This is a genomic window from Clostridium sp. HMP27 (genome assembly GCF_000765165.1).
Taxonomy (GTDB): Bacteria; Bacillota; Clostridia; order Clostridiales; family Clostridiaceae; genus Clostridium_AK.
The window spans coordinates 97,343-111,242 of the sequence record NZ_JMFY01000002.1; the positions used below are offsets into that span (position 1 = coordinate 97,343).

Sequence of the window (13,900 nt, forward strand, 5' to 3'; positions counted from 1 at the left end):
TAGAAATATTGTGAGGAGGCTGTTAAATGGATACGTGGGAGAGCAGGCTTTCATCTCCTGATGTTCCCTTTGCTAAATATTCTTTAAAAAATAACACAAGACACTTTCATTTAGTTGCAGAACCAATCAAACATAATATACTTGATAATCTATCTATATATGCCATGGGGTATAATGGATCAACACCTGGTCCTGTAATTGTAATTAAGCAGGGTGAATGGATTAGTTTGACTGTAGAAAATAGGTTAGATAAACCTACAGCGTTACATGTACATGGACTTTCAAAACCAAATTCTCAGGATGGTGCACCAGATATAGAACCTAATACGCCAAAGATTATGCCAGGACAAAGCTTTACCTATAGATTTTTAGCATGGCAGGTAGGGACTTTCTTTTATCACTCTACTATGGAACAGCAAGCATCACAAGGGCTTATGGGTGCATTCATAGTATTACCTTCAGAGGATAATGGGATAAATATGGAACTTCCGTATATGGATTATATATTGTTTTTACAGCAGTGGGAAATACCTCAACCAAGCTTAGGAAAAGTTTATCCTGGAATATACAAACCAAATAAGTTTGATAGAAATCCAAATTTCTTTACTATAAATGGAAAAGCATTTCCTGACACAACACCTCTTTATACTAGGTATGGAGAGAAAATACGAATGAGATTCATAAATAAGTCTAGTAATTCACATTCAATGCATATTCACGGTCATGATTTCGTTATAGTTGCTATCGATGGGTTTCCAAGAAGAGAATGTGATGATACGATTGATGTTGCTTCAGGTAGAAGAATTGATATTGAATTTTTATCTAACAATCCAGGGATATGGCCTATTAATGGTACAAAAACTTTCCATCAGTCCAATAATGGAGAGTCTCCTGGAGGCATGATTACCAGACTTATATATAAGAAATAAAAGGAATATACAAAGTATAGGACCTGGATATTATCCAAGTCCTATTTTCTTAAATCTTTTCTCTCTTATAGAAATGAGTATGCAGTAAATCATGGGCTTTTTCTCCTCCGATTTCACCAATATACTCTTTATACATTTGCTGAACCACAGGGTTTTCATGAGATTTTCTAATAGGTTTGCTTCTATCTTCTCTATATATTGCATCCATTCTCTTTTTAACCACTTCTATGTCACCGAAATGATATGGCTGCCCACCTCCGTCTATACATCCACCAGGACAAGCCATTATTTCGATAGCATGGTATTCTTCTTTGCCCGATTGAATTGATTCAAGAAGAGCTCTTGCGTTTCCAAGACCATGAGCCACACCGATTCTTATATCCTTACCATTTATATTAACCGTAGCCTGCTTCAAGCCGTCCAATCCTCTAACTTCATGAAATTCAATATTATCAAGAGGCTTTTTTGTCATCCATTCATAGGTTGTTCTCAGTGCTGCTTCAATAACTCCACCAGTTACTCCAAATATAACTGATGCTCCAGTAGATTCTCCTAAAGGATGATCGAAATCTTCGTCAGGTAAATCTGGGAATTTAAGTCCTGCTTCAATAATCATGTCTGCTAGCTCTCTAGTGGTGATAACAAGATCAACATTTTTCTGTCCATTATGTTCAAGTTCCGGTCTTACTATTTCATATTTCTTTGCTATACATGGCATTACTGAAACAACTACAATTTTTTCAGGATCAATACCCATTTTTTCTGCCAAATAAGTTTTAGCAATAGTTCCAAACATGATATGAGGAGATTTGCAGGTTGAAGGAATATCCAAGAGATCAGGGAACTGATGCTCTATGAATTTTACCCAACTAGGACAGCAGCTTGTTAAAATAGGAAGTCTTCCTCCATTTTGAAGTCTATCCATAAACTCATGTGCCTCTTCAACAATAGTAACATCTGCTGCAAAATTTGTATCAAATACCTTTCTAAAACCTAATCTTCTAAGGGCAGCTACCATTTTTCCTGTTACTATAGTTCCTGGTTCCATATCAAATTTTTCACCTAAAGCAACTCTGATAGCTGGTGCAGTCTGAACTATAACATATCTATCAGGATCAGCAAGTACTTCCCACACTTTTGATACATTGCTGACTTCAGTTAGTGCAGCCGTTGGGCAAACCTGAACACATTGGCCGCAAAATGTGCACATTGTATCAAGCATTGGTCTTCCAAAAGCCGGTGAAACCACGGTTTCAAAACCTCTGTCAACGGCAGAGTATATGTTACAAGTTTGAACCTCATTACACATTGTTTCGCATCTTCTACACATTATACATTTATCAAGATTTCTATAAAGAGCACCGCTTGAAGAGTCTTTTGGATAATTGGACATTTCTCCTTTATACCTTATTTTTCTTATGCCCAAATCAGCTGCCAATTGTTGAAGCTGGCAGGTTGTGTTCTTTTCGCATACTAAACAGTCAGTAGGGTGATCTGACAGTAGAAGCTCTACCATGGCGCGCCTAGCTTTTATTGCACGAGGAGTATCCGTTTTTACAACCATTCCTTCTGTGGCCTCAGTTGAGCAGGAAGGTGCAAGATTTCTACGTCCCTCTACTTCTACAAGGCAAACTCTACAGGAAGCAGTTCTATTTACCATCTTGATATCATGAAGATCAAGATAGCATAGTGTAGGGATATTTATTTGAGCCTGACGAGCAGCATATAGAATTGTAGTACCTTTTGGCACGGTTATTTTATAACCATTTATAGTTAAAGATACAGTTTCTGTACTAAGCTCCGTAGGTTTATCTAAATTACTTTCCATGATTTTTCCTCCTTAAGTTACTATTTTCGGGATATGGCCTTAAATTTACAGGTGGATTCACAAGCACCACATTTTATACATATATCTTTATTCACCGCATGTGCTTTTTTCAATGATCCTGTAATTGCATTAACAGGGCATACCTTTGAACAAGCGGTACAGCCGATACATTTCTCAGGGTCGATGTGGTATTTTGAAAGTGCCGTACACACTCCTGCAGGACAGTTTTTATCTACTACATGAGCCACATATTCATCCCAGAAAAACTTCATTGTACTTAATATAGGATTTGGAGAAGATTGACCAAGTCCGCATAATGAAGAATCTTTTATTATATATCCAAGGTCTTTTAAACCCTCAAGGTGTTCCATTGTTCCTTTGCCTTCAGTAATATCCTTTAAAATTTCAAGCATTCTTTGGTTCCCGATTCTGCAGGCAGTACATTTGCCGCAGGATTCATCAACTGAAAACTCTAAGTAGAATTTTGATATATTAACCATACAATCGTCTTCATCCATGACTATCATACCACCGGAGCCCATCATTGAACCTATGTCGCCTAAACTTTCGTAATCTATTGGAGTGTCAAGGCTATCTGCAGGTATGCAGCCACCTGAAGGACCTCCAGTTTGAACTGCTTTAAACTTACGGTTATTAACTATGCCTCCTCCAAGATCATAGATGATTTCTCTTAAAGTAATTCCCATTGGTACTTCCACAAGTCCCACGTTATTAATTTTTCCTGCCAGGGCAAAAACTTTAGTTCCCTTACTTTTTTCAGTACCTATAGAGCTAAACCATTCGGCACCTTTTAATAAAATTGGAGGGATGTTTGCTAAAGTTTCAACATTGTTGATATTTGTAGGGCGTTTCCACAGACCAATCTGTGATGGGAATGGAGGTTTCACTGTTGGCTCACCACGGCCTCCTTCTATAGAATTAATCAGTGCAGTTTCTTCGCCGCAGATAAAAGCACCAGCCCCGTATTTAAGCTTTATATCAAAGGAAAAATCGCTGCCAAGTATATTCTTTCCAAGAAGACCCAAATCATAGGCCTGTTTAATAGCTATTCTAAGTCTTTGTATAGCAAGGGGATATTCTGCTCTAATATATATGAAGCCCTGAGAAGAACCTATACAGTAACCTGTTAACATCATTGATTCAATTACAGAATGGGGGTCACCTTCAAGGATGCTTCTGTCCATAAAAGCACCAGGATCACCTTCATCTGCATTACAAATTACATACTTTACTTTGTTTTCAGACTTTCTTGTCATTTCCCATTTTACTCCTGTTGGAAATCCGCCGCCCCCTCTACCTCTTAAACCGCTGCGTTTGACTACATCAATTACAGTATCAGGAGTCATTTCAAACAGTGCCTTTCCAAGTGCCTGATATCCTTCAACTGCAATGTATTCATGAATATCTTCTGGATTGATGAGTCCACAATTTCTAAGAGCAATTCTAATCTGCTTCTTATAAAAGGGAAGATCATTTTGTTTATCAAGGTGCTGATGGGTAGCAGGGTCTTTGTATAAGCAGTCTTCAACAACTTTTCCGTTCAGTATATGTTCTTGAAATATTTTTCTAGCCTTTTCTTCATTAACTTCTATGTAAAAAATATTTTCTGGCATAACCTTTACTATTGGGCCTTTTTCGCAAAAGCCAAAACAACCTGTAGTAACAATTTTTACTTTGTCTCTTAGCCCTGCTGCATCACGTTCTTCTTCTAAAACCTTTACAACTTCAATACCGCCAGAGGCCTGACATCCTGTTCCGCCGCATACCATTATATCTATAGTCTTATCATCAGTATCTTTTTTTCCACTTTCTCTGCTTCGGTTTGCAAGTAAGGCTTTTGATTTTTCACTTAAGGTCTTTAATTCCTGAAATGAATTTATTTTTACCATCTTAATCCTCCCCTTCGAGAAACTACTTTGAGCCAACTAGTGCATCTTCTGTACTATATTGCTTGATAATATTTTGAACATCTTCAACCTTTACTCTTCCAAACACTTTTCCATCAACTATAACAACTGGCGCTAAGCCACAGGCTCCAACACACCTTAAGGTATCTATTGTAAACATTCCATCCTTGGTTGAACTTCCTTCTTTTATATTAAGGAGCTTTCTAAATTCATTAAGTATTTTATCCGCACCTTTAACAAAACAAGCAGTTCCCATACAAACACTTATTACATGCTTTCCTTTTGGCTCCATAGTGAAGAAGGAGTAGAATGTTACTACACCAAAAACTTTTGCTGCACTAATTCCAAGTTTTCTAGAAATAAATAATTGGAGTTCTTCTGGTAGGTATCCGAAAATATCTTGAGCTTCATGAAGTATGTTTATGAGTTCACCTTCTTTTACCTCAAGACCATCAATATACTCTTCCAGTTTTTTTAGCTTCTCCTGATCCAAATTATATTTGCTAACTTCAACTTCTTTAGACACAGGCGATACACCTTCCTTTTGCATATATTTGCGAACACAATATATGGTTTGCTAAAAAATGAGATTTTAAACCTAAAAGTAATAAAAAAGTTATATTTTAGAATAATATTTGTTTTTTAAGATGTGTTTTTTTATGTGCCTCAAGGTGAAATCGGAGAGCTAATAATAGCTGAAGAAGAAGCTGCAGATGCTAGGAGGGAGTGTGTGAAGAATACTTAGGTGGCATAGGATAAAATTCAATAGCATTACAGCATAGTTAAAATTTTTATAAAACATCTAAAAAACGCTGTCGCGTTAGCAAGTTTTCATGCTAATGTGACAGCTTCTTCAAATAAAGATGACAATTCTGCGATCTACATTTTTAGATTGACCTTTTTTATAGGTATTAACTAAGGCTTTAAAACAACTTTTATGCAGTTATCCAGCTTTTCATCAAATATTTTATAAGCATGATCTCCTTTATCAAGAGAAAGTTTGTGAGTAATTATATCTGTGGCATCAAATTTTCCCTGTTTTATAAGTTCAAGAATAGGGTCTACATATGCATGAGCAGGACATTGACCCATTTTTAAGGTTATATTTCTTGCAAAGAAATTACCAAGAGGGAAGAGATTGTATCTTCCTCCATAAACTCCAACCATCATAACAGTTCCACACTTTCGTACTGCCTCCGAGGCTATTTCTATGGCAGATTTTGAGCCAGCCTGAAGCTTTAAAAAGCTTTCTGCAGCTTCTACTACAGACATTGCTCCATCCATTCCTACACAATCAATAACCTCATCAGCGCCTCCGTGAGTGATTTCCTTAAGATAAAGCCCAGTATTATCATGATCTTCGATATTCACAATTTCAACTCCGTAGCGTTTGGCGTGGTTAAGTCTATAGGGAACTCTATCTACTGCAATAATTCTTTTAGCGCCTTTCAAAATACACCATTTTATAGTTAATAATCCTACAGGGCCACAGCCTAAAACTACAACAGTGTCTCCAGGCTTTACTCCTGCCATATCTACTCCCCAAAATGAGGTAGGCAAGATGTCTGTTAAAAATAAAACCTGCTCATCAGTTAAATCCTCAGGAATTACTTTAGGACCAACATTAGCATAAGGCACACGAAGATATTCCGCCTGACCTCCATCGTATCCACCATAGGATTCACTATAGCCAAACATTCCGCCTGCCTCGCCATTTGGATTTGAATTATCACACTGGCTCCAATGACCGTGTTCGCAGTACCAGCAGTGACCGCAGGCAACAGGGAATGGCACGATTATTTTGTCTCCTTTTTTAACATTAACTACATCCTTGCCTGCCTCCTCAACAATTCCCATGGCTTCGTGACCTAATACAAAACCATGGGGAAGATTGCGAACCCTGCTGTGAATTAAGTGAAGATCAGAACCGCAAATAGCTGTAGAGGTTATCTTGACAATAATATCATCATTTTTTTCTATTACTGGATCTTTTACATTATCAACCTGAACGTTTTTATATCCGTTATAAACGAGAGCCTTCATAAACTAGATCTCCTTTCAAAAATTATTTTGTATAACTTCAAAGTTAGTTTTGTTTAAATGCAAAATTTTATTCTAAATATTTCTATAAAAAGGGAAAAATATGAAGCATTCCTACAAGCAGTGAAATAGAATTGTTTTCGCAAAAGAATGAAAGAGGAAAATGCAAAAGAGCTAGCTGGAATAGTTAAAAAACTATTCTAACTAGTTTTTTTAAAGTTGTTGAGATAAACTAAAATTAATTAAAATAATAATCAGATAGGCTGATTGAGAGTTTATACTTTGAAGGGATAGTGGTGGTTTAATTGAACGGTATTTTTAGTGAACGCAGAGTATATAAGGACATGATAATTACTCATTTACATAGCTATGCTCAACTAATACTGCCCATTAGTGGAAGTATGGATATTAAAACTGAACATAAAAAACTTGGACTTGATGACCAACATTTGTTTTTTTTGCCTCCAAGTAATACACATACATTTAAATCAGGCAAACCTAATGAGTTTTTGGTTTTAGATATACCACATTATATGCTTAACGCCAATGATATGACTATAGCTAGAGATGGTATTGAACTTTCTTTAGATGAGAAATGGAAAGCAATTAGGTTTTTAATACTAAATGAACTCGAGGATAATTGTTATAATGGTGAAAGCTTATCGAAGCTATACCATTATTTTAGTCCTTTTATATTTGAAAAAAACTTGCCAAGTTCAGTTAAATATATTCATGAACATTACAATGAAAACATTGATTTGGAAGCCTTGGCAAATATTGAACATTATAATTTTACTTATTATAGTGAATGGTTTAAAAAGAATATGGGTGTTTCAACTACTGAATATATACAAAGGTTGAGGGTGCAAAGAGCAAAAGAACTTTTACGAGATACTAATTTAGGTATAATACAAGTTGCAAATGAAGTAGGTTATAATCACAATTCTTCTCTTACAAGAGTGTTTAAATTGTATGAGAAGAATACACCATTAGATTATAGAATGAAGGCCCGAAAAACAGATAAGTAATAACTTGATTTGAGAAAAGAAATCTACTTAAATTTAATATATAATATAAATCTCATGAGATTTATATGAGGTAATATTTGAACTAAAGAGTTGTTTACTTTTCGCAGTAGATTGAATTTATATATTCCGGTTAATAAATCACTAATTTATATGCGATTTTAAATCTAGAAACTTATAATGTTTATAGGAGGGTGTTAATATGGCTAACTTTGAAGATCTTATGAAATTGGATATTAGAGTTGGAGAAATTGTTAAGGTAGAATTTTTTGAAAAAGCAAAAAAACCTGCTTACAAATTATGGGTAGATTTTGGTGATGAAATTGGTATAAAGAAATCAAGCGCTCAAATTACCAAATGCTATAAAAAAGAAGAACTTATTAATAAACAAGTTTTGGGAGTAGTAAATTTTCCGTCAAGACAAATTGCCGATTTTATGTCAGAAGTATTAGTACTAGGAATTTATGCTGAGCAAGGAGTGGTATTAATCCAACCAGAACAGTCTGTCAAAAAGGGTGATAAATTAGGTTAATGAATAATCTTATTAATATAGAAAAGTTCATTGGTAGAATTATAGTTGGAGAAATAATTTGCATTTGACAAATCAAATTTATTATTGATATAATTTCTTTAAGTTTTAAGAATGGGAGGTATTATATTAGCTATGGTTTACTAATTCACTTTGAAGCCTAATTTTATAATAAGCACAAGGTTGTGTTTTTTTGTTATGCGCTGGAGTGGATGATTAGTTAATAATATACCTTTTATGTATAGCACTATTATAATATTTTTGCTATTTTAAGAAGTGTGAGAAAATTAATGGATTAAAGTTGAGTTATCAGCTTTTCTATAGGATTACGTACATTCTATAGCATTTAAGGGTATTTTTAGATATGAAAACAATTGACATCCTCTCCAGTAAATATGGAGGGGATTTTTTATGATTTCATTATTAACTTAATAAACATTTTAATATAATTTCTAATAAATTATATATGGCTTAGGAAAAAATTATTTGACATTGTTCAATAAGAGAAAATTTATGAAATATAAGGAGTTACAATTTAATGAATATAAAGATTAATGAATATTCCATTCCGACATCTCAATCAGGTCCATATGGAACTACTGTAGGTATTGATAAAGCTCTATGGTTTACAGAAAATAAAGCGAATAAAATAGGTAGAATTACGACAGAAGGAACTATTAATGAATATGACTTGAAAACTGCAAATGCCAGACCGCATGCAATTATTACTGGTAGTGATGGAGCACTTTGGTTTACACAATGGGGAAACAATCAAATAGGTAGGATTACAACAAGTGGAGAGATTATTGAATATGAGATTCCTACAGCAAATTCAGAACCCCATGGAATAGCAGTAGGAGCAGATAAAGCTATTTGGTTTGCTGAGGAATGTAATAAAATAGGTCAATTAATACTTTTGTGAAGTTGGAAAAATAAAACTAATTACATATAGTGATTTTAGATTATTCGATATTTTTTATGTTAAAAAGGTCGAGCATCCTTAAAATAACTTTGGTATTATGTATACATGAAAAGGAGGGAGATAATGTTAAAGGAATTAAATCATGTGATTGACTATATTGAGGAGTATTTAACTGATGACCTATCTATTGAATTAATTTCTGAATATGCTGGGGTTTCCGACTATCACTTTAGAAAGATATTTTTTTATCTTTCAGGATTGACGCTTAGTGAATATATAAAAAATAGAAAATTATCAGAAGCAAATAAGGATTTGTTATATGGAGAAAAAGTAACGGATGTTGCTTTTAAATATGGTTATCAGTCAATAGATGGCTTTACCCGAGCATTTAAAAAATGGAGTGGATTTTTACCCTCAGATGTAATAAAAAAAGGCATAAGCAAATCATTTCCCAAACTTTCATTCATAATAACTGTTAAGGGAGGAATTTCTATGGAATTTAGAATTGAAAACAAACCAGCATTTAATTTAGTAGGTGTAAGCAAGCGTGTTCCTATGCAATTTGAAGGCGTTAATAATGAGATTGTAAAGCTCGCGCAAAGTATAACTGAGGAACAAAGAAAAGAAATGCATGCTCTTCAAAATATGGAGCCTTATGAAGTTATAAATGCTTCTTATGATGCTGACGCTAATTTCTTAAAAGAAGAGGGAGGTTTAACTCACTTGATAGGTATTTTAACTACTGAAAATCAATTAAGTGATTTATTGGAAAAAGTGGCAGTGGAAGCCTGCACTTGGGAAGTATTCCTAAATGAGGGACTATTTCCTTCTACGCTGCAAGAAACAATGGCAAAAATATATTCAGAATGGTTTCCTTCTTCCGATTATGAAATAATCAATGCCCCTTCTTTTTCTTTTACTAAAATGAATGAGCATAAAAAGAACTACGCTTATAGTGAAGTTTGGGTTCCTGTTCAGAAAAAATAAAAAATAAAGACACATAAATCATTATATATTGTTCTATTAAGTTTTTAGAGTCAAAGGGAGCAATAAACTTTTTAAAGATATGAACTGATAATGTAATATTCCTAATTCCCCCAGATTAAATATTTGGGGGAATTTTTGCTGCAATTTGGTAGTTACATTTGTCACATTTTATGCCGAGATGGTTTTTATTGATGTGAAATACAAAATATTATATATTTAGAAAAGGTTGAATAAGTAAAACAGTAAATTATTATAATAAACTTATGTAATAGAGATAGGATTACAATGGTGATTCTGGTGTATAGGGGGATACTATGGAAAAAGAAATACATATTTTGGTTGTAGAAGATGATAACGATATTAACAAATTATTATGTGATATTATAAGAAAAAGTGGCTATATGACGCAATCTGCTTATTCAGGAACGGAAGCAATGATTTATATTGAAAAACAAGAGTGGGATATGGTGCTTCTTGACCTAATGCTTCCAGGAATTACAGGAGAAGAGGTTCTTTTAAAGATAAGAGAAAACAGTTTAGTGCCTGTGATTATTATTTCGGCTAAAGGTGAAGCTCAAACTAAGGTAAATACTTTGCGAACAGGAGCAGACGATTATATTACAAAACCTTTTGATATTGAAGAAGTTTCTGCACGAATTGATTCTTTATTAAGAAGATATAAACAGGTGATAGGACATGATTCAGGTAATGTGTTAAAACATAAAGATATAAGACTTGATTTAGAGTCAAAGATCGTGACTGTTAAAGATACGGTAGTTACATTAACAGCTCGTGAGTATAAGATATTATTACTTTTAATGCAATCTCCTAAAAAGATTTTTACCAAGTCAAATATTTTCGAAAGTGTATGGGGTGAAGATTTCTTAGGTGATGACAATACAATTAATGTTCATATGAGCAATCTAAGACATAAGTTATCAGAAGTTAATCCAGAGGTTGAATACATTGAAACAATTTGGGGTATGGGATACAGACTAAAAAATTAAGGTTTTCTTAATGTTTTTTTTAACTTCTCTTATGGTCTTGTTTTTATACTAAAACTATCACATAAGAGAGAGAGGGAAATTAAATGAATGAATATATACTAAGAACGAATAATCTTTTTAAGAAATATAAAGAAGATTTTGCTCTTAACAATGTGAATCTTGAGATTAAAAAAGGTGAGATTTATGGTTTTATTGGACAAAATGGTGCTGGGAAAACAACATTACTTAGGATAGTTACAGGCCTTTCATTTCCAACCAAGGGAAATGTGGAGTTGTTTGGAGAAGGTAGTGAGAAGGGTTTAATACAATCTATTAAGAGAATAGGAGCAGTTATTGAAAATCCTGCTCTATTTCCGAATATGTCAGCTTACGAAAATTTGGAACTCCATCGGTTACAAAAGGGTATTCCAAATAAGAAGTGTATAGATAAAACTTTAGAACTTGTTGGATTGCAAAGTGCTGGAAGAAAAAAGACAATGAATTTTTCGCTGGGTATGAAGCAAAGACTGGGTATTGCTATTGCGCTCTTAAGTGACCCTGAATTTTTAATTCTAGATGAGCCTACAAATGGGTTAGACCCTATGGGAATTGTTGAACTTCGTGAACTTATAAAAAGGCTAAATCGAGAAAAAGAAATGACGGTTTTAATGTCTAGTCATATATTAAGTGAGCTGCACCAAGTTGCTACAAGATATGGTATTATTCATAAGGGAAAACTTTTGGAGCAGATTACATCAGCAGAACTAAATGAAAAATGTAGACAGTATTTACGTATAAAAGTTGATGATCCAAGTAAAGGTGTTACTGTACTAGAAGCTGAACTTGGTGCAACAGATTTTGAAGTTATGCCCGATGGTACTATAAAGTTATATAGTCATCTTAATGATATACAAAAGGTATCAATGGCAATAACTAAAAACAATCTTATTATTGAGCACTTTTCACAAATGGGAGAAGACTTGGAAAGTTATTTTACAAAACTTGTGGGAGGTGTAGACTATGATTAATTTAATTAAAGCTGAATTATTCAAGTTAAAAAGAAAGCATACATTTTGGGTTTTGATTGGAGTAGTAACTGCGGTTTATACACTAGCTAACTATTTAGTTATAATAGGCTGGTGGAGACTAAATAATAAAGTTTTTGAAAGTGTAGGGTTAAAAGAATATAATGCTATGGCAATGATGACAGTACCTATAATTTTTAATTTAATTATAAGTACATTAGCTGGGTTCTTTATTAATGCAGATTATGCTACAAGTACTATTAAAAATCAGATATTAAGCGGAAATAAAAGAAGTCATATTTATTTAGCAAAGCTAATTGTTTTTTCCTTGGGTTCAGTTATTACTGCTGTTATATTACCAATAGTTACTGCAATATGTACAACTCTTTTATTAGGATATAGCAAGATTTATACTAGTATGGCAGTTATGTATTTATTAAGAGTTTTTAGTTTATATACTCTTATTATAATTGCTTATTCATCAATTATAATGCTGATTGCTTCTTTAACCAAGGAAAGTGGAAAAACTATTATTATTACTATTATTGCTACTGTTATTTTATTTGCAATAGAAAAGTTGTTAGTTCCTAATTCTGAAATAGTTAAAGTAATATATGAAAATTCTATATTTTATCAGATTTATGAAGCTTTTAGTCCTATTGTTACATTCAATGAAATTGGAAAGAATATATTAATTTCTGCAGCAACATTTATTATTATGACTTATTTAGGTAGCATGATTTTTAAAAGAAGAGAAATCAAATAATTAATAGAAGGCGGGTGAGAAGATGATTTATGCAGTAATTGTATCAAGTATATTAGCTATAGTCTTTCTTGCCCGCCTATTATTTATAAAAAAAGAATTAAAGAATATTACTTCTCAATTAGAAGATTATAATATTAGAAAAACTGACAAGAAAATAGATATATCACTATTAGATAAAGATACAGAAAACCTTGCTAGTGAAATTAATAATTTAATTGACTTATACCTTCAGTCTAATATTGAAAAGAAATCCGCTGAAAGAGAGTTAAAACAGGCTGTTGCAAATATGTCTCATGATTTAAGAACACCGTTAACCTCTATTTTAGGGTACATTCAACTAATGGAAACTGATGGAGTAACAGAAGAAGAAAAGAAACAATATTTAACAATTGCTAAGGATAGAGCAAAGAGACTTCAGATATTATTGAATGATTTTTTTGAGCTTTCTGTAATTGAATCTGTTGATTATAGTTTGAAACTTGAAAGTTTAAAAATAAATAATATTGCGGAAGAAATCGTAATGAATTTATATGACAGATTTAATGAACGACAAATAGTACCGAACATTAAAATCCCTAAAGGAAAAGTTAATATTATTGCTGATGGTTCAGCTGTAAAAAGAGTTATAGAAAATCTAGTTACTAATGCTATAAAATATTCGGATAAAAATGTAGCTATAACCCTTGAAAAGGATAATGCGGTTGTAAATCTAATAATAAGTAATGATGCACACAATTTAACAGAAAGAGATGTGGAACTATTTTTTGATAGATTTTATACCGCAGATCAAACTAGGTCAGGTAAGGGTACGGGATTAGGATTATCCATTGCAAAAAGTTTGATGGATAAAATGAATGGGAAATTTTCTGCTGAATTAAAAGATGGTTGGCTATATATGAAATGTAGTTGGTCACTGCCTGATTTATGATTATAGA

The 13,900-nt window shown here is 33.1% G+C and carries 13 protein-coding genes; 9 read left to right on the forward strand and 4 right to left on the reverse strand.

Annotated elements, in window-relative coordinates:
• The first annotated feature begins 26 nt into the window (after positions 1–26).
• Positions 27–929 (forward strand): multicopper oxidase domain-containing protein, encoded by a 903-nt coding sequence (locus DP68_RS01850; protein ID WP_035305258.1) that lies wholly within the window; start codon positions 27–29, stop codon positions 927–929.
• A 49-nt stretch (positions 930–978) separates the two neighbouring features.
• Here the strand turns inward: DP68_RS01850 and DP68_RS01855 are convergent, their stop codons facing one another.
• From DP68_RS01855 to DP68_RS01870, 4 genes are all read right to left on the reverse strand, one after another.
• Entirely contained in the window at positions 979–2,757 is a 1,779-nt protein-coding gene (locus DP68_RS01855) for an NADH-dependent [FeFe] hydrogenase, group A6 (protein ID WP_052085591.1), read from the reverse strand.
• A gap of 20 nt (positions 2,758–2,777) precedes the next feature.
• Entirely contained in the window at positions 2,778–4,667 is a 1,890-nt protein-coding gene (locus DP68_RS01860; protein ID WP_035305260.1) for an NADH-quinone oxidoreductase subunit NuoF, read from the reverse strand.
• Between the two features lie 22 nt (positions 4,668–4,689).
• Complete coding sequence (locus tag DP68_RS01865) at positions 4,690–5,211, reverse strand: NAD(P)H-dependent oxidoreductase subunit E (protein WP_291546871.1); 522 nt, start codon at positions 5,209–5,211, stop codon at positions 4,690–4,692.
• A 389-nt stretch (positions 5,212–5,600) separates the two neighbouring features.
• On the reverse strand, positions 5,601–6,728 hold the full coding sequence (locus tag DP68_RS01870; protein ID WP_035305263.1) for a zinc-dependent alcohol dehydrogenase: 1,128 nt from the start codon (positions 6,726–6,728) through the stop codon (positions 5,601–5,603).
• Between the two features lie 302 nt (positions 6,729–7,030).
• On the opposite strand from DP68_RS01870, the gene DP68_RS01875 reads away from it, so the two are divergent.
• The 8 genes from DP68_RS01875 to DP68_RS01910 all read left to right on the forward strand — a co-directional run bounded on the left by DP68_RS01875 (position 7,031) and on the right by DP68_RS01910 (position 13,893).
• Positions 7,031–7,753 carry an AraC family transcriptional regulator gene (locus DP68_RS01875; protein WP_035305266.1) on the forward strand — a complete coding sequence of 241 codons (723 nt, stop codon included), beginning with the start codon at positions 7,031–7,033 and terminating at the stop codon, positions 7,751–7,753.
• A gap of 199 nt (positions 7,754–7,952) precedes the next feature.
• Positions 7,953–8,282: a tRNA-binding protein gene (locus DP68_RS01880; RefSeq protein WP_035305268.1), complete on the forward strand. Its 330-nt coding sequence runs from the start codon at positions 7,953–7,955 to the stop codon at positions 8,280–8,282.
• A 535-nt stretch (positions 8,283–8,817) separates the two neighbouring features.
• Positions 8,818–9,201 carry a hypothetical protein gene (locus DP68_RS01885; RefSeq protein WP_291546873.1) on the forward strand — a complete coding sequence of 128 codons (384 nt, stop codon included), beginning with the start codon at positions 8,818–8,820 and terminating at the stop codon, positions 9,199–9,201.
• 123 nt (positions 9,202–9,324) lie between these two features.
• Positions 9,325–10,188 (forward strand): AraC family transcriptional regulator, encoded by an 864-nt coding sequence (locus tag DP68_RS01890; RefSeq protein WP_035305270.1) that lies wholly within the window; start codon positions 9,325–9,327, stop codon positions 10,186–10,188.
• Positions 10,189–10,502: 314 nt separating this feature from the next.
• Positions 10,503–11,195 carry a response regulator transcription factor gene (locus DP68_RS01895; RefSeq protein WP_035305272.1) on the forward strand — a complete coding sequence of 231 codons (693 nt, stop codon included), beginning with the start codon at positions 10,503–10,505 and terminating at the stop codon, positions 11,193–11,195.
• An 83-nt stretch (positions 11,196–11,278) separates the two neighbouring features.
• The gene (locus tag DP68_RS01900) at positions 11,279–12,202 is read left to right on the forward strand and encodes an ATP-binding cassette domain-containing protein (protein ID WP_035305274.1); all 924 of its coding nucleotides are present in this window, start codon (positions 11,279–11,281) and stop codon (positions 12,200–12,202) included.
• A complete protein-coding gene (locus DP68_RS01905) occupies positions 12,195–12,965 on the forward strand; it encodes an ABC transporter permease (RefSeq protein WP_035305276.1) in 771 nt (256 codons plus the stop codon). The genes DP68_RS01900 and DP68_RS01905 overlap by 8 nt, the downstream gene beginning before the upstream one ends.
• Positions 12,966–12,987: 22 nt before the next feature.
• Complete coding sequence (locus tag DP68_RS01910) at positions 12,988–13,893, forward strand: HAMP domain-containing sensor histidine kinase (protein ID WP_035305280.1); 906 nt, start codon at positions 12,988–12,990, stop codon at positions 13,891–13,893.
• The last annotated feature ends 7 nt before the right edge of the window (positions 13,894–13,900 follow it).